The sequence below is a fragment of the Streptosporangium sp. NBC_01469 genome (assembly GCF_036227305.1).
Taxonomy (GTDB): Bacteria; Actinomycetota; Actinomycetes; order Streptosporangiales; family Streptosporangiaceae; genus Streptosporangium.
On sequence record NZ_CP109465.1, the window covers coordinates 7,171,183 to 7,196,192 of the forward strand.

The following is a 25,010-nucleotide window of genomic DNA, read 5'->3' on the forward strand; positions in this document are numbered from 1 at the left end:
AGGTTCAAGTCCCGGATCGGCGAGTGCGGCGGGTGAGGTGGGAAATGCGGATCGGCGAGCTGGCCCGGCGCACCGGCGTGAGCGAGCGGTCGCTGCGCTACTACGAGGAGCAGGGGCTGCTGGCGGCCGAGCGCACCCCCGGCGGCCATCGCGACTATCCGGGCGGCTCGGTCGACCGGGTCATCCGCATCCAGGAGCTCTTCGCCGCGGGACTGCACAGCGCGAAGATCGCGCAGCTGCTTCCCTGCATGCGGGACGCCGACGGCGGCCCGTCCGAGATCGCCACCCCGCGGCTGGTCACCGAGCTGACCGCGGAACGAGATCGTGTCAATCGGATGATCGCCGACGTGATCCGCTCCCGGGACGTCCTGGACGAGGTGATCGAGGCGGCGTCACGCGTGGTGGCGGGCGGGGAAGGCGTGGCGGCGGGCCACGGCGACGATGACCAGGGCGGCGGTGACCAGGGGGAGGGCGGTCCAGGGCAGGGCGTCCGCGCCGCTCGCCGTACCTTCCAGGACGAGGCCGCCGGCCAGGGATCCGGCGGCGATGCCGGCGTTGTAGACGGTGGTCTGCAGGGAGGTGGCCACGTCCGCGCCGCCGGGTCCTGAGACGTCGACCAGGGCGGTCTGCAGCAGGGTGGGCGCCGCGCCGAAGGCGGCGCCCCACAGGGCGACCGCGACGAGCAGGACCGCGGGGACGTGCCCGGACAGGCCCAGGGCGAGCATCGCGGCCGCGATCAGCGCCAGGGCGCCCAGGAGGGTCGGCCGCAGGTGGCGGTCGGCGAGGAGCCCGGCGATCCAGACGCCGGCGACCGTGGCGACACCGAAGACGAGCAGGACCAGGCCGGTGTGGCCGAAGCCCGAGCGCTCGGCGAACGGCGCCGTGTAGGTGTACATCGACTGGTGGCCCAGCAGCAGGAACAGGGTGACGGCCAGGAGGGCGCGGATGCCGGGCGTGGCGGCGACGCGGCGCAGCGGCGGGCGCCCGGCGGCGGGCTCGCCGGGAAGGCCGGGGACCGTCCAGCTCACCCAGGCGATCGAGACCAGGGCCAGGACGGCCAGGGCGGCGAACCCGGTACGCCAGCCGAACGCGGTGGCCAGGGCGGTCCCCGCGGGGATGCCGAGGCACAGCGCGGCGGTGATGCCGGCCAGGACGACGGCGATGGCGCGCCCGCGCCGGTGGGCGGGGACCATCCGGGCGGCGTAGCCGGCGAGCATCGCCCACAGCATGCCGCCCACCACACCGGCCAGCAGCCGGACCGCGAAGGTCAGCGGGTAGGAGGAGGACAGGGCGGTGACGGCGTTGAGCAGCGCGAAGCCGGCGAGCCCGGCGAGGAGCACCGGGCGGCGGGGCAGGCCGCGCAGGGCCGCGGTGAGGGGGATCGCGGCGAGGAGGGAGGCGAGCGCGTACCCGGTCACCAGGAACCCGACCCGGCCCTCCGGCACGCGCAGGGACGCGCTCATTTGCGGCAGCAGCCCGGCCGGGAGCAGTTCGGTCATCACGGCGCCGAACGCCACCGCCGACAGGGCGAGCAACCCCCACAGCGGTGGTTTCGGCGGCGCGGCGGCCGAGGGGGTGGGCGGGGTGGAGGTGGCCGGGGTGGTGGACATGCGACCATGGTGAAACCTTCACATCAATGTGAAGGGAAATGTGGTTCCCGTCACCCCGCCTCCGAGGAGCGCCATGAGGATCGGTGAGCTGTCGCGGCGCACCGGCGTCCCCACCCGGATGCTGCGCTACTACGAGGAGCAGGATCTGCTGCACCCCGAGCGGACCGGCAACGGCTACCGCTCCTACGACGTCTCGGCGCTCCAGCGGGTCCAGCAGATCCGCGGGCTTCTCGACTCCGGCCTCACCACCGAGATCATCCGCAGGATCCTGCCCTTCCTGAACACACCGGACGAGATCCACCTTCACCCCGAGTGCCTGACCCCGGAGACCGCGGAGCTGCTGCGGGGCGAGGCCGAGCGGATCCAGCGGCGCATCGACTGCCTGGCCGGAAACCGCGACGTCATCCTCGCCTACCTTGCCGTCGTCCAGCCGGAGGCCTGAGAAGCGAATCCCGCGGCGTCCCCGCGCAGGCCGAACAGCACGACGACGCAACCGGCCCGCAGGAGGCGCCCGACGAAGGCGAGCACGCGCAGGGACTCGTCGAGCCACCGGGCGTCGTCGCACACACAGCGACGGCCGCTCCTCGGCGTGGTCGGTGAGCAGCATGAGCACCGCCGGCCCGATCAGGAAGGGGCCGGGGCAGGCGTTCTCCGCCGGGCCGGAGGCGGCGCCCAGCGCGGCGCGCTGGAAGCCGGCCTGCCGGGACATGATCATCTTTATCGTCACCCGCGTGGCGTAAGGGCTTTCGAGGTGTTGAGCGGCGATCACTCCGTAAGATGACATTGCCTATATCCCGGGTCGACCGGTGTTGCGAGGCGATCTCCCCCTCACGCTTACGGAGCCGAGGCCAAGGAGATCATCATTTCTTCCAAGAACGCCGCCGTCGCGGGATGTTTCCTGGCGATCACCGCCCTGGCCCCGATGACGGCCCCCGCCGTCGCCGGCCGCCCGGCTCAGGCGGTCCCGGCCGTTCCAGGTGTGGAGGTTGCCGACCGGGGTCTGTCAGCGTGGAAACCTCCGCTGGGCATGCTGACGGCCATACAGCGCGACCTGGACCTCACCGCGGACCAGGCCCAGAGCCGTCTGCTCAACGAATCCCGCCTGATCCCGGTCGCGGTGCATCTACGCAGAAGGCTCGATGATCGTTTCGCCGGCTCCTGGCTCCTGGGATCCATCGCGCAAACTCTGGTGGTGGCCACCACCAGCCGCGCCGACGCCGCCCGGATCAGCGCCGAAGGCGCCCAGCCCCTCATCGTCAGCCGGTCACTGGCGAGACTGGAGGAGGTCAAGGAAAAGCTCGATGACGCCCAGCCCGCCCTTTCGAAGGTGAGCAGCGTGCGCTACGTCGACGTCAGAACCAACAAGGTCGTCATCTTGTCGAGCACGCCCAGGGCGACCGCGAACTCCGTCAAGACCGCCGGAGTCGCCCCCGCCGCGATACAAGTGATCACCTCAACCGAGCAGCCCCGGCTTCTGCAGGCCAACCTGCGGCCCGGACCACCCGCCGATCCGCAGACCGGCCTGCAGACCCGCCTGGTGGGCGGCCAGGCCTACTACGTCGACACCGCGACCCGCTGCTCGGTCGGTTTTTCGGTGACCCGCGGTGACCAGAAGGGGTTCGTCAGCGCCGGGCACTGCGGCAGACCGGGCAACGCCACCATCGGCTTCAACCGGCTCGCCCAAGGCACCGTGCAGGCCTCGACGTTCCCCGGCGGCGACCACTCCTGGATCGCGCTCAACGACACCTGGACACCCCGGCCGCTGGTGGGCAACGACAGCGGCGGCACCATGCGCGTCTACGGCTCCAAAGAAGCCATCGAGGGCAGCTCGGTCTGCCTGTCCGGGTCCTCCACCACCGGCCTCGACTGGCACTGCGGCACCATCACCCAGCGCGACACCGACGTCACCTATCCCGAAGGGGTCGTCGACCATCTGATACGCACCAGCATCTGCGGCGAACCCGGCAACGCGGGCGCCGCCGTGCTCGCGATCGGCCATGCCCAAGGGATCGTCTCGGGCGGCTCCGGCAGTTGCACCACCGGCGGCGTCACCTATGTCGAGCCGATCGGCAAGATTCTCACCGCCTACGACCTGACCCTGATGACCAACGAAGGGAAGGCTCCGGCGAGCACCGGCTCCTGCCAGGCCTACCCCACCGTCCTCACCGGCACGCTGGGCAGCGGCCAGTCCGTCTACCAGCCCAACGGCCTGTACTACCGCACGACCGCCACCCGCAACCACTACGGCTGCATGGAGAGCAACGCCGGCGGCGACTTCGACCTCTACCTGCAAAAACGGATCGGTTCCACCTGGAGCACCGTCGCGGCCTCCGACAGTCCCAACCCCTTCGAGGAACTCGCCTACTGGGGGTCGCCCGGCGACTACCGCTACCTGGTCATCTCCTTCAAAGGCGTCGGCCCCTACACGTTGGGCTACACGACACCGTAACCGGCACCGGGGAAAACCCCGTCCGCCGCACCGCCGTCGGCGGCACCGAATCCGCGCCTTCCCCGATGTGGGGGCCGCTGCGAGACAGGGCGTTCTCGCGCCGGTGGATCGCGGTCCTCGCCGGGGCCGCGGCCGGTCGTGACGACCGGCCGCCGGGAGGGACGTCACAGCAGCAGGCGCACCGCGGCCAGCAGCGTGAGCCCCAGCGTGATCCGCTCAAAGAGCGTGCGGTCGATGCGGTCGATGACGGCGCGCCCGGTCGCGGCTCCGGCGAGGACCGCCGGGGCGCCCAGCGCGGCGAAGACGAGGCCGGCGGGGGTGATCAGGCCCAGCGCGACGCTGAACGGCACCTTGAAGGCGTTGATCGTCAGGAAGAACCAGGCGCTGGTGCCCAGGAGGCCCAGCATCGGCAGGCCCGCCGCCAGGAAGTAGACGGCCATGATGGGACCGGCCGCGTTCGCCGTCATGGTGGCGAAGCCCGCGAAGACGCCCGCGAGGGCGGCCACCGGGCGGCGGTGAGCGAGCGAGTCCTCCGGTGCCCGGCGCCGGTTCCACAGGTGTACGGCGATGATCACCAGCAGGATCGTCCCGATGAGCCGTCTCATCTGCCCGTCGTCGACCCAGCGCACCACCACCGCCCCGGCGACCACGCCCAGGGCGACCCACGGGAACAACCTGATCAGCCTCGGCCATTCGGCGTGACGCCGGTAGGAGGCCACGGCGACCACGTCGCCGACGAGCAGGAGCGGCAGCAGCGTCCCCGTGGACTCCTTGGTCGGCAGCACGAGCGCGAACAGGGCGATCGCCACCGTCCCCGTACCGGAGACGCCGGTCTTGGAGAAGCCCACCAGGAACAGGGCGGCCAGCAGGATCACCCACTGGGCGGCGTCAAGGGAGGGCATCAGCCTCGCCGGCGGGAGGAAGCGGGAGATGAGGTCACAGATGACCGTACATGATGCGTCAGCCGGCGAATCCCCTGGCCGGGCACCCGAACCTCCGGGCGGGGGAGTGGAGCGGCTTCACCGCCCCGGCGCGGAGGGCCGCACCGGAGCGGCCCTGCCCTCCGCGCTCTCCGCGCCCTCTGCGCTCTTTGCCGAGGCGGCCGTGTGGCACGCGCCGCGGCCGTCGGCGCGTACGACGATCCGGCCCGCCTCCACGCGGACGGCGGCCTCGGTCGCGTCGCTGACGGCCAGGACGCCGGCCGCCGCGGCCAGGGCGCCCGAGGTGTCGAACACCACCTGCAGGCGCGGCCACGCCGAGGGCGGGAAGGCCTGGCGCAGGCAGCCGCAGAGGTCGGCGACGGCCAGCCGCGCCAGCGGTGCCAGCTCGCCGGGGTCGCCGGTGACCAGGACGGCGGTGATCGTGGCATCCGCCGGTGCGGCCCGTACCGCCTCCTCGACGGCCTCAAGCCGGTGCAGTCCGAGGATCGCCACCACGCCGTCGCCGGCGAGCCGGGCGGGCTCGCCGCGCACCACGTCCACCGCCGGTGGCGGGGACCACGGCTCGTCGGCGGGCCGCGCCCGCGGGATCCACGGGGTGGACGGCCACCTGTCGTCGAGGCCGAGGTCGGCGAGCCGCTCGCAGGCGCTGACGATGGTGAAGGGATCGGTGAAGCCGGGGGCGGCGGCGGCCACCTGGGTCGCGCCGTGCAGGGTGGTGAGCGCGGCCTCGGCCACGCGCACCAGGCGGCCGTCAGGGGTCGCGGGCGGGCGCAGGCGCTCCAGGGCGAGCCCGAGCAGGATCGCGTCGAGCCTCATCAGCTGCGCGAACGGCAGCCGGATCCGCTCGTCGGCGAGGATCTCGGGCATCAGGTCCACGCCGATCCTGGCCAGGCCGTAGCGCTCGTCGGTGGTCAGCGGCAGGCGGGCCAGCCAGGCGCGGGCGAGCGAGGCGAGCGCCTCACGGGGGGTGAGGCTCGGCTCCGAATCCGGGGCCGGCGGCTCGGCGCGCTCGGCGAGGTCGGCCAGGACCGTGAAGTACAGGGCCCGCTTGCCGGGGAAGTTGGAGTAGACCGCGCCCCGGGTGAGCTCGGCGCGCTCGGCGATGGTGTCGATCTTGGCGTCGCGGAATCCGCGTTCGGCGAACTCCTCCACGGCCGCGGCCAGCACCTTGGCGCGGTTGTGTTCCTGCAGTTGCGCCCTGCTGAGCCGGCCCATCGTCCTCCTCGTCGCGGCGTTGCCGTCCGTCGTGATCCAAGATACCGTGACCACTCAGATGATAAGAGCATCTGTTTATACCATCTGAAATTCTGGAGGATCCATGACGGCTGTCGACCAGGACGTGAGCGGCGCCCCCGAGGTTCCCGAGATCCATCTCACCGACGCCGAGGTGCTGCGCGACCCCTTCGCCGCGTACGGGCGCGCCAGGGAGGCCTCGCCGCTGGCACGGCTGGTGGCCCCCGGCTTCGGCCCGATGCTGGCCCTCACCCGGCACGAGGACGCCAAGGCGATGCTGAGCGATCCGCGGTTCGAGATCAACGCCGCCAGCTTCATGCGGCCCGACGTGCCCGAGGACTGTCTGCCCTACATGCGGACCATGAGCGAGATGGACGGGCCCGAGCACCTGCGGCTGCGCCGGCTGGTCGCGCCCGCGTTCAGCGCGCGCCGCGCCGCCGGGTTCCGGCCGCGGATCGAGCCGATCGTCGCCGCCCTGCTGGACGGCCTGCCCGGCCACGCCGAGCACGGCGTGGTGGACCTGCTGGCGCACTTCGCCCGGCCGCTGCCGATGGACGTCATCTGCGAGCTGGTCGGCGTCCCCGGCGCCGACCGCCCGCGCTGGCGCGAGTACGGCGCCACCGTCGTGGGGAGCATGGGCCGGCAGTTCGCCGACGCCATCCCGGGCATCATGGAAGGCGCCAAGGCGGCGGTCGCGCGCCGGCGCGCCGAACCCGGTGACGACCTGCTGTCGGACCTCATCCGCGCCCAGGCCGACGACGGTGACCGGCTCAGCGACACCGAGCTGGTCACCATGGTCTGGCACCTGGTCATGGCGGGGCAGACGCCCACGAACCTCATCGCCAACGCCGTGGAGGTCCTGCTCACCCACCCCGGCCAGGCCGCCGCGCTGCGCGAGGACGCCGGGCTCATGCCGCGCGCCGTCGAGGAACTGACCCGCTGGTGCGGCCCGACGCTGCTGTCGATCCCCCGCTACGCGCGCGAGGACGTCGAGCTGCACGGCACGCTGGTCCGCAAGGGCGAGCCGGTCACCGCCGCGATCGCCGCCGCCAACCGCGACCCGCGCGCGTTCACCGCCCCCGACCTGCTCGACCTGGGCCGGAGCACCGAGGCGGCCGGACACCTCGGATTCGCCCACGGACCGCACTTCTGCCTCGGCGCCTCGCTGGCCCGCGTACAGACCGAGGTCGCGCTCACGGCGCTGCTGCGCCGCTTCCCCGCCCTGGCCATGGCCCCGGAGAACGCCGGACGCGCGCCCGACCCGGGCACCTGGCGCCTGGCGTCACTGCTCGTGACCCTCTCCTGACCCTTCCTGGCCTCCCGTCCCGTACGACCGTTGAGGAGACGTTTCCACATGGCACGCACCGGTGACCGTGGCGACCCGCTGAAATGCACGTTCTGCGCGAAGAGCCAGAGGCAGGTCATGAGGCTCATCGCGGGTCCCGGCGGTGTCCACATCTGCGACGAGTGCGTCGGGCTCTGCAACGAGCTCATCGCCGAGGAGTTCGGCGAGTCTCCCGGCTCCCTGGGAGGCGGGCTCCGCAGATCGCCGAAGCCGCGGGAGATCCATGAGTTCCTCGGGCAGTACGTCGTCGGGCAGGAGGGCGCCAAGAAGTCGCTCGCGGTGGCGGTCCACAACCACTACAAGCGCGTGCTCGCGGACGACCGGCCCGCCGCGGGCGGCGAGCCGGTCGAACTCGGCAAGTCCAACATCCTGCTCCTGGGCCCCACCGGTTCCGGCAAGACCCATCTCGTCCAGACGCTCGCCCGGATGCTCGACGTCCCGTTCGCGATCGCCGACGCCACCGCCCTGACGGAGGCGGGATATGTGGGGGAGGACGTCGAGAACATCCTGCTCAAGCTGATCCAGGCCGCCGACCACGACATCAGGAAGGCCGAGACCGGCATCGTCTACATCGACGAGATCGACAAGATCGCCCGCAGAGGCGAGAACTCGTCGATCACCCGCGACGTCTCCGGCGAGGGCGTGCAGCAGGCCCTGCTGAAGATCCTGGAGGGCACGACCGCGAGCGTTCCCCCGCAGGGCGGCCGCAAGCACCCGCACCAGGAGTTCATCCAGATCGACACCACCAACGTGCTGTTCGTCTGCGGTGGCGCGTTCTCCGGCCTGGAACAGATCATCGAGTCCCGGACCGGCCGCGGGGGCGCCGGGTTCGGCGCCACGATCCGCGTCGGCCGGGAGCGGGACGTCCTCGCCGAGGTCATGCCCGAGGACCTGCTGAGGTTCGGGCTGATCCCCGAGCTGGTCGGCCGGCTCCCGGTGGTGTCGACCTTCCAGCCGCTGGACCGTACGGCGCTGGTGCGGATCCTCACCGAGCCGCGCCACGCCCTGATCAAGCAGTACCGCAGGCTCTTCGAGATGGACGGCGTCGAGCTGGAGTTCACCGAGGAGGCCGTCGGCGCGATCGCCGACCAGGCGCTGCTGCGGCGCACCGGCGCGCGGGCGACCCGCGCGATCCTCGAAGAGGTCCTGCTCAACGTGATGTACGAGGTACCGGGCCGCGACGACGTGGCCCGCGTCGTGATCGACCGCGACACCGTGCTGGGCAACGTCAACCCGACACTGGTGCCGCGCCGCCATCCCGGCCACGGCCCGGAGCGCCGCGACAGGTCCGCCTGACAGGCTCCCGTCAGGGGCCGGTGTGCCCGTCCGCCAGGCGTGCCGCCCTGGCGTGGAGGTAGCGCTGCCGCGGGAGGCTGGTCGTGCGCCGGGCCGCCTCCCGGTAGCACTCACGCGCCGCCCCCCGGTCGCCGGCCATCTCCAGCAGGTGCGCGCGGACCGCGTGCAGCCGGTGGTCGTCGGCGATCCGCCCGTCGGCCGCGAGCGGATCGAGCAGGCCGAGCCCGGCGCGCGGGCCGCGGGACATGGCCACCGCCACGGCGTGGTTCAGCGCCACCACCGGGTTGTCGGAGATCCGCATCAGCAGCTCGTACAACGCGGTGATCTGCGGCCAGTCGGTCGCCTCGGCGCTGGGTGCCTCGTCGTGGATCGCGGCGATCGCCGCCTGGAGCTGGTAGGGGCCGATCGTCCCCCGGGGGAGCGCGCCGGTGATGAGCGCCACGCCCTCGGCGACGGCGGCGGCGTCCCACCGGCTCCGGTCCTGCTCGGCCATCGGGATCGGGGAGCCGTCGGGCCCGGTGCGCGCCGGACGGCGCGCGTCGGTGAGCACCATGAGCGCGAGCAGTCCCGTCACCTCGCCGTCGTCGGGTAGCAGCCGGTGGACCGTCCGGGTCAGCCGGATCGCCTCCGCCGACAGCTCGACGCGCTGCAGGTTCGGCCCCGAGGTGCTGGCGTACCCCTCGTTGAAGATCAGGTAGAGCACGTGCAGCACCACGCCGAGCCGTCCGGCGCGCTCGGGCCCCGAGGGGATGGCGAAGGGGATGCCGCTGTCTTTGACGCTGCGCTTGGCCCGGGTGATGCGCCGGGTCATGGTCGCCTCCGGCACGAGAAACGCGCGGGCGATCTCCGCGGTGGTCAGGCCGCCGACCGCCCGCAGGGTGAGGGCGATCTGCGAGGCCGGCGACAGCGAGGGGTGACAGCACATGAACAGCAGGATGAGCGTGTCGTCGGACTCGGCGGCGGGCCTGTCGGCGGCGGGCGCCGACCACTGGCCGGGCGGCATCCACCGGGCGACGGTGTCCTCCCGGCGCCGGCGCGCCTGCTCCGCGCGCAGCAGGTCGGTCAGCCTGCGCGAGGCGACCGTGATCAGCCAGCCCAGCGGGTTGTCGGGGAGGCCGTCCTTCGGCCACCGCGTGGCGGCGGCGAGGAGCGCCTCCTGCGTCGCGTCGTCGGCGGTGTCGAAATGCCCGTAGCGCCGTACCACCGCGCCGAGGACCTGCGGCGCCAGCCGGCGCAGCAGGTCCTCCACCTCGGTGCCGGGCACGGAGGCGATCAGATCACCGGCTCGCCCCGGAACTCCTCGACCGGCCGTACGTCGGCGTAGGCGTTCGCGGCGAGCTGCTCGGGGGCGGGGCACTCCGCCAGCCGGGCGGCGATCTCGGTCGCCCGGTCGAAGCTCTCACACTCCACGATCCAGTAGCCGGCCAGGACCTCCTCGGTCTCGGCGTAGGGCCCGTCCGTCACGACCGGGACACCGTCCTTCGACCCCACCCTGCGGGTGTGGACCGGAGCGGCCAGGCCCCGCGTCTCGACGAACTCGCCGGACCTCTCCAGGTCCTCGCCGAACGCCCGCATGAAGGCGTGCATCGGCTCGAAGTCCTCCGGGGACAGGCCCGGGTGGCCCTCGGCGTCGCCCGACATGGCGTCGTAGTCCCGCTGCGAGGCGTACATCAAGATCATGTACTTCACGGTCTCTCCTTCTCCGCCGGCGCCGCCGTGGCGCCCGGCACCGGAGACGTCGGGGCCGGCGGCCCGTACCGGACATCCGTCCGCGACCGAATCGGAGACAGTCGTCGATCCGCCCGCGCCGGTGCCCCAGGCTAGTCAATCTTCCCCGGCCGGATGTCCGCCGGCCGGGGTTGCAGGTGACGGAGTTCAGGTGACGGGGATCAGGTCCGGGCCCACGACGTGTCCCTGGTGGGGCTCGGGGTCGTTCTGGTCGTGGCGGAAGTGCCCGGCGTACCAGACGACGACGTTGGTGGCGCTGACGCTCTCGCCGTTGACGAAGCGGTTCAGCATCGCCCGGTTGTCGGGGCCGGTGTTGCCGTCGTAGAGCTCGGCCGGGTGGTGGCGCAGGAACCACAGGTCGGCGACGCCGTAGGGGTCGGTGGTCTTGTCATGCCCGCCAGGGACCATCCGCCACCCCCGGCCGCTGGTCTTGTCGGTGACCTGCCAGAACAGAGCGGGAGGGCGCCGCCTGCGGGCGACCTCCCGCACGATCGGCACCGCCTCGGGAACGCCCGAGCCGGTGTCGTCGAACTGCTCGATCACGTCGTTGGCCGACCCCTCCACGTCGAAGTCGAAGCGCCAGTAGACGTGGTGGCGGTGGCGCATGCAGGTGCGCGGGTTGCGCACCCCGGCGAACCCGAAGCGCGGTTTGATCGTGCCCTCGTCGGTCAGGCGCCACTCCGAGGCGTAGCGGTACCAGCCGGCCGCCAGCTCGCTGACGATCCGCAGCTCGCCGCCGTCGTGGTGGAAGGCCACCCCCTGGAAGTTGCCGGCGTCGTTGTCGGGCCGCTCCAGGATGGTCCGGGGCGCATCAGCGCAGATCCGCCATCCCCAGCCCACCGGCTCGGTGCCGGTCGCCGAGAAACGGGTCTCCTCGTACTGCCAGTCGCGGTAGGTGACGCCGTCCTCCTCGTACTGGACGTTGAGGATCGGCACGTGCGCCTGGCGCAGCACGAGCCTGCCCCGGTAGCGCACCTCTCGCAGCTCGACCCCCGAGCCGTCGCCGGGGTTGACGGGCGTCGAGGCGCGGGGCCGCACCACGATCATGTTCCACAGCTCGGTGGTACCGTCGACCACGCGCAACCGCACCTGGTCGGGGCCGCCCCGGTCGCGCAGGCTTTCCACGGGTACGGGCAGGTGCGACTCGCAGTCACCCGGGTGGTGCATCGCGACGCTGACACCGGCCGGAGACCAGTCGACGACGCCTCCGGCGACGTCCACCGCGACGATGCGGTGCCGGGTGGCGCCCGAGGGGTCGTAGACGCCCAGGGTGGGGCGGCGGGTGGTGGTGCCGTCGGGGTTGTCCAGGTCGGCCAGCGGCGGCATGGGCTGGTAGACCAGCACGTCGTCCCCGGCGGGGAAGCGCTCGTCGGCCCGCAGGATCGCCGCGGCGGCCTTCAGCTCCTCGTGGCGCGGGTTGGGCCGGTAGGCGCTGGGCAGCACCTGCGCCTCCTCGGGCCGGTCCAGGGTCCCGCGCAGCTCGACCCCCCGGTTGGAGACCGGGTCGAACACCCCCGCCCGGAACGGGGCGCTCGCGTCCGGGTCGTGGCCGAGCGCCACCGCGGGGCCCACGATCAGCCGCCCGGTATCGGTGACCTCCAGGTGCGCGAGCACGGCGGGATGGGCTCCGGCCACCTCCCGTACCCGCTCGGCCGTCAGCTCCGTCCGGCCGACTGCCTCAATGATCACTTGTACGGTCATGTGGTCTCCCCGTCGTGACGTTCGATGGCCGTGCCGCCCCCGACATACGGCGCATCCTTGTCATATCGCCCCGGTCCGGCGCTGGGAAGACCCTGGATCTTCGCGTACGGCGGCCCCGCGCCGTCGCGCGGGGCCGGGCCGCGGGCCGTTCGGCCGCGTACGGCGTCGTGGCCGGTGTCACGACCGGCCACGATCGGTGTCACGGCCAGCGTCACGGCCAGCGTCGTGGGTGGCGTCGTGGGTGGCCGGTGTCACCTCCGGCGGAAAGGTCCGTGTCGTGGACCGGCGGCGCGACCCGTGCGCGGTCGCCGGGGCCGGTTTCGGCCACGGCCGGCCTCAACCACGACGGCCGGCCTCAGCCGCGGTCGAGCCGGATGGCGATGTCGCGCACCTGCCGGTTGGCGGGGAAGAGGCCGTAGTTGTAGTTGACGGCGCCGGTGAGCAGGTTGACGCCGTAGAACCCGTAGCGCCCGCCGACCCTCAGCGCGGCGAAGGCGCTGTTGGAGACGGTGACGCCGTCGCGCAGCGAGCTGTGGACGTCGAAGCCCGCCGCGCCGGTCGCGGCCACCCGCAGGTTGCCGGTCGCCACCAGCGTGCCCGCGTTGGCGGGGGACTGCAGGATCACCCGGGCCGCCGTGGTGTCCACGTCGAAGAGCGTCGTGGCGGTGGCCGGGCTGAGGTCGTTGTTGGTGTACCCGGCGCCCGAGGCGCCGGTCGCGACCGCTCCCGCGACGGCCGGGTCCGGGGTCGGGAACGGGCCGCTCGACGGGCCGGTCTGCGGGCCGCTCTGCGGAGCGGTCGACGGATCGGTCTGCGGGCCGACCGGCGGGCCACCCTGCGGAGCAGCCGGGGAAGCGGCCGGGGGGCGGATCTGCGGGCCGGTCAGCGGCCCGTCGGCCACGGTCCGCCCCGCGGCCGGGGCGCCCGTCGGGTCGTCGAGGTTGTGGCGCAGGTTCTGCCCGGTGTCGCTGATCACGCGCAGCCGGTCGGCGGCGGGGTTGAAGTCGACGCCGAAGTCGACGCCGCTCAGCGGCACGGTCAGCTGCGAGACCTTGACCGCCCTGGCCGGCCCGCCGAGCGTGTAGACACCGCCCCGGTTCCCGACGCCGTACAACTTGCCGTCGCGCACGCGGTAGTCGATGCCGACGAGCGCGGTGTCGCCGGCGAGCCCGCGGACCCTGCCGAGGTCGCGGGTGCGGCCGGGGGAGCGGATCTCGAAACCCACCAGACGCTGGTCACCGGTGAGCCCGATGACGTCGATGCCGGGCCTGCGCCCGGCCATCGCCGGCGCGCTGCCCGTCACTCCGCCCGCCACCGTGCTCAGCGCCACCACGGCGGCGATGAGTGTCCTTCGCATGTGCCTCTCCTTCGCGGTCGGGTGCCACGGCACCCGCGTCCTCGGCGACAGAGCCGTTACAGATCGCAGAGACTTCATCACACACCGCGACGACATGGCCCGCGAAAGGGTGGCGGGCCACCGGCGTGTCTGGGATCGGCCGGCGATCCACCCCGCCCGCACCCGGACGGAGCCTGGCGAAACCCGCGAAACCCCGCCCCCGCGTTCCACCGGGTCCACCGGCGGCTCCGGCGCGCTGAGAACCACGGTCCCGCCGAAGCGGCCGGCCGCCGGCCGGTCACCGGTCGGCCCGGTGGCCGGGGCGTCACCCGTGCCGAGGCCGGCTACCCGCACATCCAGATGCGCGGGGTCTCACTGGTCGGCGGGGAACCGGTCGGGATCGCGGCGCGGGCCGCGTTTTTAGCTTGTACATGCGAAGAACGGGCCGGAGGGTTTTCCCTCCGGCCCGTTCGGGTTTTCCGTACCGCTGTCAGATGCTCCGGCGGGCCACCGGGGGAGTGGCGGCTCGGCCGCTGCCTCGCAGTGCCGCTGTTCCCCCGTGAGTCTGCCCTCGGCTTGCCGTACGGCCGGTGGCCGTGGCTGATCGGACGGTGGCGGCTGCTGCTCGGGCCTCGGCCGAAGAGAGATTCACACACTGCCCGACGACTCGAAGAGCTTCAGGTGACACGAACCGGATCACGAGCCACTAAATGGCATCCTGCTGTTCCAGCCATTTCGTAATCGCCTGGTTCGTTTCTTCCGGCTTCTCTTGCTGGATCCAATGACCGCAATCCAGATTGACAACTTCCACATTGGGCACGAACTCTGCCAGCTTTTCAGACCTCCGGACCACATCCCGGTCGCCATAGATCATGAGTGTGGGCTGCTGGATGATCGGGTCCACGTCCGCCAGCAAGCGCCAGTTGCGGTCAAGGTTCCTGTACCAATTCACACTGCCCGTGAACCCTGTCGATTCGAAGGCGGAGACGAAAACGGCCAGTTCGCTGTCGCTCATTACGGGCTCACCGAGGGGCGTTTCCGCTCTGGCGAGATCGATCAGCGCCATACCCGGCCGAGGCTCCCTGGGGGGCTCGTTCTTCCGGTACATGTTGCGAAGGAACTGGAAGGTGTTCTCTTCGAACACGGCGTCCGCGACGCCTGGCTGCCGATTGAAGTGGACGAAATAGAAGTCGCCGCCAAGCACATCTTCCATGAACTCGACCCAGGGCTTTTCTCCGCGCTCCTGGTAAGGCAGGCTCAGGTTGATCACTTTGTTTACACGGTTCGGATGCAGCAGGGTCAGTCCCCAGACGACCATTGCACCCCAGTCATGACCGACAAAGGTGGCATCCTCGTACCCGTAGTGATCGAGAAGTGCGACGAGATCACCCGACAGGTGTTCAATGTCGTAGTCCGTCACTTCGGCCGGACGGGATGAATTGCCATAACCCCGCTGGTTCGGAACGATGACATGGTAGCCCACTGCGGCAAGGGCGGGCACCTGATGGCGCCAGGAAAAGGCATGCTCCGGCCAGCCATGACAGAGCACAATGGGCTTTCCGGCATTCTGCCGGCCTGCTTCAAAGACTTCAAGCTCCACACCGTTGACCGAAATAAGGGTGGGCTTGGGAAAATCGACTGGATCGAACATTGCATTTCCTCTCTAATCTTTCGGGGTGATCAGACGGCGAAGGTTACCGAAGAAAGCGCCGGCGCACCCCGACGGGCCGAGGGTCGATACGGTCGTGGGCAGTGGGACTCGTCGGTGAGGTCATGTCGCCATCTTGCCGACCGAAACCGGTCACCCCATGACCGGTTTTACGTGAAAGTGTTGTCGGCGTGCGAACCGACCGGCTGGTGGCCATCCTCCTCTTGCTGCAACGGCGCGAGCAGGTGACAGCAGCAGAGGTCTCCCGAGAGCTGGAGGTCTCCGAGCGCACCGCCCGCCGCGACCTCGACGCCCTGGCCATGGCCGGGGTGCCCGTGTACTCCATGCAGGGCCGAGGCGGCGGCTGGCGCCTCGTGGGCGGCGCCCGCACCGACCTGTCCGGGTTGACCGCGAGTGAGGCCCGCGCCCTGTTCCTGGTTGCCGGCCCGGCCTCGGCTGCGACGCCGGCCGTGAAAGCAGCTCTGCGCAAGCTCGTCCATGCCCTGCCGGAGCCCTTCCGGGTGCAGGCCGAGGCAGCAGCGTCGTCGTTGGTCATGGACCCGCAACGATGGGGGTCGAGTCGGGTCGAGCACCGACCACCTCGCTTCCTCGACGAACTCCAAGACGCGGTGATCCGCGGCGTCCAGGTGCGGCTCGGCTACGTCGACAGCAAAGGCGCCGAAACCGAGAGAACCGTCCACCCGCTGGGCATCGTCGCCAAAGGTCCGTCGTGGTACCTCGTCTCCAACACCGAGGCCGGCCGGCGGACCTTCCGGATCGACCGCGTGTCGTCCGCCGACCCGACCGACGATCCCGTGCACCGACCCGAGGACTTCGACCTTGCCGAGAGCTGGCGCGAGATCGCCGACGAGGTCGACCGCAAGCGAACGCCCCTCGAGATCCAGGCGGTATGCACGCCCCACGGGATAGGCCTGCTCCGGATGGCGCTCGGCGGTCGGCTCGAGGTGGGAGGTTCCACGACCGACGGCCGCATCGAGGTCGTGATCCGCGGCCACAACGAGTACATGCTCGCCGGCGAGCTTGCCGGGCTGGTCGAATGGCTCGAGGTGACCGGCCCTCCGGGTGTGCGAGACCACCTGGCCTCAATCGGCAACGCGCTCGTCGAGCGATACGGCTGAGACCGTCCCATAGTGTCGAAGTGCGGATCTTGGAGGCGTCCTCGCGGAAAGCGGTGTCCCGGACGAAGTGGAGCCTGTTTTCGATCACCCAGTGCGCCTTCAAGTTTCAGCAGCGTCGTCTTGCCTGCTCCGTTGGGTCCCACCAACCCCACCACGTGGCCCGCCGGGATGTCGACGGTGCACTCGCCCAGCGCTTGCCGTACTTCCTGCCCAGTGCCTGAGCTTCACTCGCCGGCGTCCCGTCCGGCAACGCGCCTGCCCGGCCTCTGCCCTACGACCCGGCCGCCTTCCTCGTGGCGCTGACGGCGTTACCGCTGGCGGCGCGGCGCCACTACCCGCTCGTCACCTTCTGGGTGGTGCTGGCCGCAGCGCTGGCCACCCACGCGGGTGCCACCTGGATCACCGTGCTGACCTGCGCTGTCGCCGCGTACGGTGCCCTCGCCCACAGCCGTAGCCGGTTCCTGGCGATGGGTGGTCTCGTGCTCGCGGCCGCGCTCGCCGGTGCCGCCTTCATGGTGGTCCAGGCCGGCGCGGCCCGCAAGGTCATGGACGCGGAGCCCGAGCAGTCGAAGCAGGCCCTGCTCGCGATCGAGTCCGGCGGCCGCCGCGTCCGTAACGATCGGTCATGACGGCGACCGGCTGGAGATCGAGGTGACCGACACCGGCGGGGCACGAGGCGCCGGGCCGCGGACCGGCGACGGCAGGGGGCTGATCGGGTTGCGCGCATCCTGTCCGAACTCGGCCTGCGCGACCGTGTCCAAGCCGTGGTGGTCACCTACGAGACCGGCCTGATCTCCCCCGGCGGCCCCGGCTGAGTCGCCCGCCCCCACACGCTCTCGGTCCCGGGTCGCGCCCCAGCTATCCGGTGTTGCTAAGTACCGGTAGTCAGCGCTACTTTGTACCGGTAGATAGCACTACCGAGTAGCTGAAGGGGGGGTGTTCCATGGGCAAGCAGGCGACGGAGATGCTCAAGGGAACGCTGGAGGACATCGTCCTGGCGATCCCGTCCGGCGGGCCCGCCTACGGCTACGAGATCACGGCGTGACTGCGCGATCAGGTGCGCCCTCGGGGCTGAGAACCGGGCCACGCCGAGCTTCCCCCGCCCCCCGTTCGTCGCTCACGCAAAGCCCATGAGCGCCACGCCGGGACGGGTCCCGCAAGATCGAACACTGTAGGTGAGGAAATTCACGATGAGTAAAGGCAACGGCGGCTTCTCCGAAGCGGGGCTGCGCAGACTGCGCGAGGTGCTGGCACGGCATGTCGAGTCGGAGAGGATTCCCGGACTCGTCGCCCTGGTCGCCAGGGGCGACCAGACGCATGTGGAGGCGATCGGGACGATGCGCCATGACGATGGCGCGCCGATGCGCCGGGACACCATCTTCCGGATGGCCTCGACGACCAAGCCGGTCGCGGCGGCGGCGGCGATGGTCCTGCTGGACGAGTGCCGGCTGCGGCTGGACGACCCGGTAGATCGGTGGCTGCCCGAGCTCGCCGACCGCCGGGTCCTGAAGCGGGCCGACGGCCCGCTTCAGGACACCGTGCCGGCGCGGCGGCCGATCAGCGTGCGGGACCTGCTCACCAACACCTTGGGGCTCGGGCTGGATATGACGGCACGGACCTCTCCGATGATGAGCGCCTTCTTCGAACAGGGGGTTTACGGCCAGGAGGACGGATGGATGTTGCCGGCACCGGACCCGGACGAGTGGATGCGCCGCCTGGGCACGCTCCCGCTGATGTACCAGCCCGGCGAGCGGTGGCTGTACAACGTTGGCGACGACGTGCTCGGGGTGCTGGTGGCCAGGGTCACCGGCCAGTCGTTCGAGACGTTCCTGCGCGAACGCATCTTCGACCCCCTCGGCATGACCGACACCGGTTTCCACGTGCCCGCCGACAAGATCGACCGGCTGCCGCCCCTGTACGCCCCCGATCCGCAGACCGGAGAGTTCACCGTGGCGGACGAGGTCGAAGGGGGACACCACAGTCGGCCCCCGGCGTTCCAGTCGGGCGGCGGCGGACTGGACTCCACCGTCGACGACTATCACGCCTACTTCCGGATGCTGCTGAACGGCGGAACGCACGGGAGCGAGCGGATCCTGTCGCGGCCCGCCGTCGAGCTGATGACCACCAACCGCCTCACGCCCGAGCAACATGCCGCCCTACAGGCCTGGGCCCGCGGCGTCGTTCATTTGTCGTTCGGTCAGGGGCAGCACGGCGGCTGGGGTTTCGGGATGGCGGTGCGCACCTACCGCGGCGACTACGCGCCCGTTGGCCAGTTCGGCTGGGACGGCGGAAGCGGCACCTCGACCTACGCCGACCCGGACAACCGGCTCGTCGGCATCCTGCTCACCCAGGTCGGGATGTCCACCCCGGATTCGGCGCGGGCCATCCACGACTTCTGGACCACCCTCTACCAGGCGATCGACGACTGACCCGCCGACGATTCCGCTCACAGCCGCGGTGAGGTCGGGCCGGGCTTCCATGTCCAGGCGCAACCGGCCGCAGGGGGTCACGTGAGCCCGGTCATCCTCGGTCGCCGAAACGAGCGCCTTCGGGGCTTCGGCGGCTGTCCTACACTTGCGCGAGCGGGTCCAGCGCGAAGGAGGTGGCGTGCAGCCGGAGGAACGCGGGGTTTCTGGCGTATCGATCTCAGCTGTTCTCGAACGCATCACGTATGCCAACGAGGAGACGGGCTACACCATCGCCCGGGTGGCCACCGACCGTTCCGGCGCCGACCTGCTGACCGTGGTCGGGCCGCTGCTGGGGGCCCAGCCCGGCGAGTCGCTGCGGCTGACCGGGCGCTGGGCCTCCCACCCCAAGTACGGCAAGCAGTTCGAGGTGTGGTCCTACACCACCGTGCTGCCCGCCACCATCCAGGGCATCCGCCGCTATCTGGGCTCCGGGCTGATCAAGGGCATCGGGCCGAAGATGGCCGAACGGATCGTCGACCACTTCGGCGTCGACACCCTGGAGGTCATCGAGACCACCCCCGAGCGGCTGGTGGAGGTCCCCGGGCTCGGCCCCAAGCGGACCAAGATGATCGGCGTCGCCTGGGAGGAACAGAAGATCATCAAAGAGGTGATGATCTTCCTGCAGGGGGTCGGCGTGTCCACCTCGATCGCGGTCCGCATCTTCAAGCAGTACGGCGACAAGTCCATCACGGTCGTCAGGAGCGAACCGTACCGGCTGGCCGACGACGTGTGGGGCATCGGTTTCAAGACCGCCGACACCATCGCCCAGGCCGTGGGCATCCCGCACGACAGCCCCGAGCGCGTCAAGGCGGGCCTGCGCTACACCCTGTCGCAGGCCGCCGACGACGGCCACTGCTACCTGCCGGCCCCCAACCTCGTCGGCGACGCGGTGAAGATCCTGGAGGTTCCCGCCGAGCTGACCGCGTGGTGCCTGGAGGAGCTGGTCGCCGAGGAGGGCGTGGTCCGCGAGGAGGTCCCCGTCGGCGACGGCAGCGTCCCGGCGGTCTACCTGGTGCCCTTCCACCGCGCCGAGCTGTCGCTGGCCGGCGCGTTGCGCTCCCTGCTGGCCTGCGAGCACGACCGGCTGGGCGCCTTCGCCTCCGTCGACTGGGACGCGGCGCTGAAATGGCTGCGCACCAGGACCGGCGCCGAGCTCGCCGAGGAGCAGGCCCACTCGGTGCGGCTGGCGCTGACGGAGAAGGTCGCGGTGCTGACCGGCGGCCCCGGCTGCGGCAAGAGCTTCACCGTGCGCTCCATCGTCACCCTGGCCCGCGCCAAGAAGGCCAAGGTGATCCTGGCCGCGCCCACCGGCAGGGCGGCCAAGCGCCTGGCGGAGCTGACCGGCCACGAGGCCACCACCGTGCACCGGCTGCTGCAGCTGCGTCCCGGCGGGGACGCCACCTTCGACCGCGACAACCCCCTGGACGCCGACCTGGTCGTGGTCGACGAGGCCTCGATGCTGGACCTGCTGCTGGCCAACAAGCTGGTCAAGGCCGTCGCCCCGGGCACGCACCTGCTCTTCGTGGGAGACGTCGACCAGCTGCCCTCGGTCGGCGCGGGCGAGGTGCTGCGGGACCTGCTGGCCGCCGAGGAGGAGATCCCCCGGGTGCGGCTGACCCACATCTTCCGCCAGGCGCAGGAGTCGGGGGTGGTCGTCAACGCCCACCGGGTCAACACCGGCCTGCACCCCGCCCTGGAGGGCATGACCGACTTCTTCCTGTTTCCCTGCGAGGAGCCCGAGGAGATCGCGGCACTGACCGTGGACGTGGTCGCCAACCGCATCCCGCGCAGGTTCGGCCTCAACCCGCGCCGCGACGTACAGGTCCTGGCGCCGATGCACCGGGGCCCGGCGGGGGCCGGCAACCTCAACAACGCGCTGCAGGAGGCGCTGACCCCCTCTCGCGAGGGCATGCCCGAGCGCCGCTACGGCGGGCGGGTCTTCCGGGTCGGCGACAAGGTCACCCAGCTGCGCAACAACTACGAGAAGGGCGCGGCGGGGGTGTTCAACGGCACCGTGGGCATGGTGGTCGACATCAGGCCCGACGACCACAAACTGACCGTGCTGACCGACGAGGACGAGAACGTCGAGTACGCCTTCGACGAGCTGGACGAGCTGGCCCATGCCTACGCGGTGTCGATCCACCGTTCCCAGGGCAGCGAGTACCCGGCGGTGGTCATCCCGCTGGCCACCAGCGCGTGGATGATGCTGCAGCGCAACCTGCTCTACACCGCGATCACCCGGGCCAAGAAGCTCGTCGTCATCGTCGGCTCGCGCCGCGCGCTGGCCCAGGCGGTACGCACCCGGGGGGCCGGGCGCCGCCACACCAGCCTCACCCACCGCCTGCGCGGCCGCTGAGGAGCCCCTGCGGCTCCGCCGGGCCGCTCACCGGGCCGCCGCCCTCCAGGCCGGTCAGGCCCAGCCGGCGCTCCAGCGCCTCGTGCCCGGCGCGGGTGACGCTCAGGGCGCGCCCGGAGCCGATCCGGCCGACCCAGCCGCGCTCCAGCGCGGTCGCGCACAACACGGCCCCGGCGCTGCCGGCCAGGTGGTGGCGGCGTTCGGTCCAGTCCAGGCAGGGCCGGGCCACCGGGCGGCGCCCGGCGGCGGGCAGCGGCGCCCCCAGCTCGACGGCGAACCACGACAGCCCCTCGTCGCTGAGCGCGAACCCGGCGTCCTGGCGCAGCAGGCCGCGCGCGGTGAGCGCGTCGGTGATCGTCACGCCGAGCCGCCCGGCCAGGTGGTCATAACAGGTGCGGGCCCCGGCCAGCGCGCGGGCCGCGCTCGCGGCGCGCAGCGTCGCGGGCCGGGCGCCGGCCCCGTGGGCGGCGCCGGCCCCGTGGGCGGCGTGGGCGGCCAGATCCTCGATGAGCTGGGCCACCCGCGGCCCGGCCGGGCGCACATACCGGTGGCGCCCCTGGCGTTCCTCGGCCAGCAGCCCTCCGGCGACGAGCTGCGACAGGTGCTCGCTGGCGGAGGTCGTAGGCCGCCATCGGCGGGTAGGCGCGGGTCAGGGTCTCCAGCGCCCGGGTGAGCAGCTCGGCGCGCCGGCGCGTCAGGTGGGTGTACTCCTCGTCGGCGAGGTGGGCCGGCGCGTCGGCCGGGCGGGGCGGGGCGGGCCGGTCAGGTCGCCGCGCTCCAGACGGTCGGCCGCGGCGTCGGCGGTGGGCGCCCAGGCGTCGGCGCCCAGCAGGCGGGCGTGGCGGCCGTCGGCGCCGAAGCCTGCCCCGCCGGCCATCACCGGCACGCCGACGGCCTGGCAGGCGGTGAGCGTGGCGTGCGCCCGGGGCAGGCGGGTGGCCGGCGCGCAGCCCAGCGCGACCGCGTCGGGCCCGGTCTGGTGCAGGTGGGTGATCAGGTGCGGGCCGGGCACCAGGTCGATGGCGGCGAACTCGTCGGCCCGCCCGATGTGCCCCAGGTAGCGCCCGGCGGCCTCGGGCGAGAGCGCGCCCGCCTCTGTCGCACCTGCCGCCTCTGTCGTGCCCGCTGTGCTTTCGATGTCCGAGCAGGTGTTCGGCGCGCTCATCGGGCCGGCCTCGCCCGCACCGCCAGCAGTGCCCGGTCGTCCTGGACGTCGCCACCCAGCCAGAGTCGGTGCTGATCTGCTCCAGCCGCTCCACCAGCGCCGCGACCGGCCATGCCCGCGCAGCCGGCCAAGTGCAGAGGGATCGATCAGCTTATCTTCCGGCCGCGGCCGGGGCGGGCCGGGTGGGATCCGGCACGCGGCCCCAGGGGTCTCTCACCGCCCCATGCCCTGGCGGGGGCTCTTGATGCGGCCGGGGCACGACGACCTGCGACCCGCCGCCGTCCGTGTTTTCGTCCGTGTTTGCGTCCATGTCGCCGTCCGTCCCGCCGGAGCGGCTCTTTTGCGGCCGGGCCCGCGACGTGGGCACTTTGTCTTTCCCTGACTCTCGGTTGGCATTTTTCTGACTTTACGAAGAGTCCGAAATGTTATCAAACCGGTCGCAACCATGTTCGGTCACCATGCATCTCCTATTAGTGTTTTAAGAGCAGTTTGCTGTAGTGGGGGAGAGAAATTGTGCTGATCGTGGAACGCCGACGCCTCAGGACGCCGCTGGCCGGTCTGGCCCTGGCGACCGCGGCGGTGCTGGTCACCGCCTGCTCCGGAGGGGCGGACCCGAAGGCTACCGCCGGTCCCGGCGCCGGAACCGGCGCCGGATCGGGTGCCGGCACCGCCAGCACGCCGGCCGCGCCGCAGATAGAGATCAGCCCTGCCAAGGGCAGCAGGACCGTGCGGCCGGACAAGAAGGTCGTCGTGGCGGCCTCCAACGGCGCGCTGGAGGAGGTCACCGTGGAAAGCGGCGGCCAGGTGCTGGAGGGCGACTTCGACGCCGAGCGCACCAAATGGGTCTCCACCACACCCATGAAACCGGCCAGTGACTACACCGTGTCGGCGCGGGCGGTGGACGGTACGACCGCCAGCAGCTCCTTCAGGACGCTCAAGCCCAAGCACGAGCTCGAGGTGGCGGACGTGACCCCGGCGATCAAGGGGGAGAAGGTCGGCGTGGGGGCGCCGATCATCGTCATCTTCAACCAGCAGATCGCCAACAAGGCTGGGGTGGAGAAGGCCCTGGAGGTCAAGGCCGAAAAGCCGGTCCAGGGCGCGTGGCGGTGGATCAACGACACAACCGTGATCTACCGGACCGCGAAGTTCTGGCAGCCCCACCAGAAGGTGACCTTCACCGCCCGCCTCAAAGGCGTGCAGGGCGGCAAGGACATGTACGGCGTCAAGGACATGACCAAGGTCATCCAGATCGGCGCGGCCCAGATCTCCACGATCGACACCCGCAAGCACAAGATGATCGTCAAGCGGGACGGCAAGGTCGTGCAGACCATGCTGATCAGCGCCGGCAACGCCAGCACCCGCGAGTACACCACCACCAGCGGCGTCCACCTGGCGATGGGCAAGGCCAACCCCGAGCGCATGATCTCCCCGGGCCGCAAGAAGGGCGACCCCGGCTACTACGACCTGATGATCAACCACGCGGTGCGGTTCTCCAACAGCGGCGAGTACGTGCACGCGCTGAACAACGTGTGGGCCCAGGGACGCCAGAACGTCAGCCACGGATGCATCAACTCCCGCCCCGACCAGGCCAAATGGTTCTACAACCAGGTCCAGCGCGGCGACGTGATCACCATCAGGGGCACCAACCGCGAGATGGAGTGGAACAACGGCTGGGGCTTTTGGCAGCTGTCGTTCAAGGAATGGCGCAAGGGCAGCGCCCTGGCCTGAGCCTCCCGGCCCGGAGATCACCCGGCACCCGGGTGATCTCCGGGGCGGCGGCGAGGACGGCGGAAAAAACGGGCCGCGCCCGGCCTGCCGGGCGCGATAACGTGTGCGGCGGACACACGCGGCGGCGACCGGCTCCGCCGATGAATGACGTTCTCGGGGGAGGACCGGGTGAAACTCCAGGCGCAGGTGCTCATCTTCGACGCCGACGACACGCTGTGGGAGAACAACGTGCTGTTCGAGCGGGTCATCGAGGACTTCTTCGACTGGCTGGCGCATCCGACCCTGGAGCGGACCCAGATCCGCGCCGTCCTCGACGACATCCAGGCGGCCAACGCCGTCACCCACGGCTACGGCAGCAGGATGTTCCTGCGCAGCCTCGGCGAGTGCTTCGAGCGACTGCGCGAGCGTCCCGCGACCGCGGCCGAGCGCCGCCGCATCGACGAGCTGGTCCTGGCCCTCCTCGAGCACCGGGTGGAGCTGGTCGCGGGCGTCAGCGAGACGCTCACGGCCCTCGGTGAGCGCTACGATCTGCTCCTGCTCACCAAGGGCGACCTGGACGAGCAGCGACGCAAGCTCGAGGCCTCACAGCTGGCCCACCACTTCCGCGAGGTGCACATCGTGATGGAGAAGAACGTCGACACCTACCGGCTGCTGGCCCGCGAGCACGCGCTGGCGCCCGCGACGACCTGGATGATCGGCAACTCCCCGAAGTCGGACATCCTTCCCGCCCGGCAGGCGGGGATGAACGCCGTCTTCATCCCCAACGACCACACCTGGGCGCTGGAGCAGAGCGACCTCGACCCCGATGACGAGCGGGTGCTGCGGCTGAGCAGGTTCCCCGAGCTGCTGGACCACTTCTGAGGGCTC

General features: G+C 71.3%; 22 protein-coding genes and 2 pseudogenes. 13 read left to right on the forward strand and 11 right to left on the reverse strand.

What is annotated here, in order from left to right; genetic code table 11:
* Window positions 1-44: 44 nt before the first annotated feature.
* Window positions 45-230, forward strand: a pseudogene (locus OG587_RS31575) (MerR family DNA-binding transcriptional regulator); the annotation flags it as partial.
* Window positions 231-392: 162 nt separating this feature from the next.
* On the opposite strand, the gene OG587_RS31580 reads toward OG587_RS31575, so the two are convergent.
* Window positions 393-1,610 (reverse strand): MFS transporter, encoded by a 1,218-nt coding sequence (locus tag OG587_RS31580; RefSeq protein WP_329081580.1) that lies wholly within the window; start codon window positions 1,608-1,610, stop codon window positions 393-395.
* 73 nt (window positions 1,611-1,683) lie between these two features.
* Between OG587_RS31580 and OG587_RS31585 the strand changes: the two genes are divergently transcribed.
* Window positions 1,684-2,052 carry a MerR family transcriptional regulator gene (locus OG587_RS31585; protein WP_329081581.1) on the forward strand — a complete coding sequence of 123 codons (369 nt, stop codon included), beginning with the start codon at window positions 1,684-1,686 and terminating at the stop codon, window positions 2,050-2,052.
* On the opposite strand, the gene OG587_RS31590 is transcribed toward OG587_RS31585, so the two are convergent.
* Window positions 2,022-2,177, reverse strand: a complete 156-nt coding sequence (locus tag OG587_RS31590) for a hypothetical protein (RefSeq protein WP_329081584.1) — start codon at window positions 2,175-2,177, stop codon at window positions 2,022-2,024. The two genes, OG587_RS31585 and OG587_RS31590, sit on opposite strands and share 31 nt — an antisense overlap.
* 38 nt (window positions 2,178-2,215) lie before the next feature.
* Here OG587_RS31590 and OG587_RS31595 point away from each other — a divergent pair, with 38 nt between their 5' ends.
* Together OG587_RS31595 and OG587_RS31600 are read left to right on the forward strand one after the other, a co-directional pair.
* Window positions 2,216-2,350 (forward strand): hypothetical protein, encoded by a 135-nt coding sequence (locus OG587_RS31595; protein ID WP_329081586.1) that lies wholly within the window; start codon window positions 2,216-2,218, stop codon window positions 2,348-2,350.
* 287 nt (window positions 2,351-2,637) lie between these two features.
* Window positions 2,638-4,059, forward strand: a complete 1,422-nt coding sequence (locus tag OG587_RS31600) for a S1 family peptidase (RefSeq protein ID WP_329081588.1) — start codon at window positions 2,638-2,640, stop codon at window positions 4,057-4,059.
* 164 nt (window positions 4,060-4,223) lie between these two features.
* Here the strand turns inward: OG587_RS31600 and OG587_RS31605 are convergent, their stop codons facing one another.
* A complete protein-coding gene (locus OG587_RS31605; RefSeq protein WP_329081589.1) occupies window positions 4,224-4,961 on the reverse strand; it encodes a sulfite exporter TauE/SafE family protein in 738 nt (245 codons plus the stop codon).
* A 117-nt stretch (window positions 4,962-5,078) separates the two neighbouring features.
* Window positions 5,079-6,215, reverse strand: a complete 1,137-nt coding sequence (locus OG587_RS31610; RefSeq protein ID WP_329094075.1) for a TetR/AcrR family transcriptional regulator — start codon at window positions 6,213-6,215, stop codon at window positions 5,079-5,081.
* A 103-nt stretch (window positions 6,216-6,318) separates the two neighbouring features.
* Here OG587_RS31610 and OG587_RS31615 point away from each other — a divergent pair, with 103 nt between their 5' ends.
* Complete coding sequence (locus OG587_RS31615) at window positions 6,319-7,539, forward strand: cytochrome P450 family protein (RefSeq protein ID WP_329081591.1); 1,221 nt, start codon at window positions 6,319-6,321, stop codon at window positions 7,537-7,539.
* Between the two features lie 48 nt (window positions 7,540-7,587).
* On the forward strand, window positions 7,588-8,874 hold the full coding sequence (clpX, locus tag OG587_RS31620; RefSeq protein ID WP_329081593.1) for an ATP-dependent Clp protease ATP-binding subunit ClpX: 1,287 nt from the start codon (window positions 7,588-7,590) through the stop codon (window positions 8,872-8,874).
* A 10-nt stretch (window positions 8,875-8,884) separates the two neighbouring features.
* On the opposite strand, the gene OG587_RS31625 is transcribed toward clpX, so the two are convergent.
* The 5 genes from OG587_RS31625 to OG587_RS31645 all read right to left on the reverse strand — a co-directional run bounded on the left by OG587_RS31625 (window position 8,885) and on the right by OG587_RS31645 (window position 15,290).
* Window positions 8,885-10,138: an RNA polymerase sigma factor gene (locus OG587_RS31625; RefSeq protein ID WP_329081594.1), complete on the reverse strand. Its 1,254-nt coding sequence runs from the start codon at window positions 10,136-10,138 to the stop codon at window positions 8,885-8,887.
* 8 nt (window positions 10,139-10,146) lie between these two features.
* Entirely contained in the window at window positions 10,147-10,554 is a 408-nt protein-coding gene (locus tag OG587_RS31630) for a YciI family protein (protein ID WP_329094076.1), read from the reverse strand.
* 195 nt (window positions 10,555-10,749) lie between these two features.
* On the reverse strand, window positions 10,750-12,303 hold the full coding sequence (locus OG587_RS31635) for a hypothetical protein (RefSeq protein ID WP_329081596.1): 1,554 nt from the start codon (window positions 12,301-12,303) through the stop codon (window positions 10,750-10,752).
* Window positions 12,304-12,658: 355 nt separating this feature from the next.
* Window positions 12,659-13,660, reverse strand: coding sequence for a DUF4394 domain-containing protein (locus OG587_RS31640; RefSeq protein ID WP_329081598.1), 1,002 nt, complete (start codon window positions 13,658-13,660; stop codon window positions 12,659-12,661).
* A gap of 685 nt (window positions 13,661-14,345) precedes the next feature.
* Window positions 14,346-15,290, reverse strand: coding sequence for an alpha/beta fold hydrolase (locus OG587_RS31645; RefSeq protein WP_329081600.1), 945 nt, complete (start codon window positions 15,288-15,290; stop codon window positions 14,346-14,348).
* Between the two features lie 188 nt (window positions 15,291-15,478).
* On the opposite strand from OG587_RS31645, the gene OG587_RS31650 reads away from it, so the two are divergent.
* From OG587_RS31650 to recD2, 5 genes and pseudogenes are all read left to right on the forward strand, one after another.
* Window positions 15,479-16,426 (forward strand): helix-turn-helix transcriptional regulator, encoded by a 948-nt coding sequence (locus tag OG587_RS31650; protein WP_329081601.1) that lies wholly within the window; start codon window positions 15,479-15,481, stop codon window positions 16,424-16,426.
* 293 nt (window positions 16,427-16,719) lie between these two features.
* The gene (locus tag OG587_RS31655) at window positions 16,720-17,055 is read left to right on the forward strand and encodes a hypothetical protein (protein ID WP_329081603.1); all 336 of its coding nucleotides are present in this window, start codon (window positions 16,720-16,722) and stop codon (window positions 17,053-17,055) included.
* Between the two features lie 87 nt (window positions 17,056-17,142).
* Window positions 17,143-17,241: pseudogene (locus OG587_RS31660) on the forward strand (DNA-binding response regulator); the annotation flags it as partial.
* A 375-nt stretch (window positions 17,242-17,616) separates the two neighbouring features.
* Window positions 17,617-18,855, forward strand: coding sequence for a serine hydrolase domain-containing protein (locus OG587_RS31665; protein ID WP_329081605.1), 1,239 nt, complete (start codon window positions 17,617-17,619; stop codon window positions 18,853-18,855).
* Between the two features lie 178 nt (window positions 18,856-19,033).
* Entirely contained in the window at window positions 19,034-21,250 is a 2,217-nt protein-coding gene (gene recD2 / locus OG587_RS31670) for an SF1B family DNA helicase RecD2 (RefSeq protein ID WP_329081607.1), read from the forward strand.
* On the opposite strand, the gene OG587_RS31675 is transcribed toward recD2, so the two are convergent.
* Both OG587_RS31675 and OG587_RS31680 read right to left on the reverse strand, forming a co-directional pair.
* Window positions 21,225-21,791: a hypothetical protein gene (locus OG587_RS31675; protein WP_329081609.1), complete on the reverse strand. Its 567-nt coding sequence runs from the start codon at window positions 21,789-21,791 to the stop codon at window positions 21,225-21,227. The two genes, recD2 and OG587_RS31675, sit on opposite strands and share 26 nt — an antisense overlap.
* 153 nt (window positions 21,792-21,944) lie before the next feature.
* Entirely contained in the window at window positions 21,945-22,415 is a 471-nt protein-coding gene (locus tag OG587_RS31680) for a hypothetical protein (RefSeq protein WP_329081611.1), read from the reverse strand.
* Between the two features lie 513 nt (window positions 22,416-22,928).
* On the opposite strand from OG587_RS31680, the gene OG587_RS31685 reads away from it, so the two are divergent.
* Both OG587_RS31685 and OG587_RS31690 read left to right on the forward strand, forming a co-directional pair.
* The gene (locus OG587_RS31685; protein WP_329081613.1) at window positions 22,929-24,143 is read left to right on the forward strand and encodes a L,D-transpeptidase; all 1,215 of its coding nucleotides are present in this window, start codon (window positions 22,929-22,931) and stop codon (window positions 24,141-24,143) included.
* Between the two features lie 168 nt (window positions 24,144-24,311).
* A complete protein-coding gene (locus tag OG587_RS31690; protein WP_329081616.1) occupies window positions 24,312-25,004 on the forward strand; it encodes an HAD family hydrolase in 693 nt (230 codons plus the stop codon).
* The last annotated feature ends 6 nt before the right edge of the window (window positions 25,005-25,010 follow it).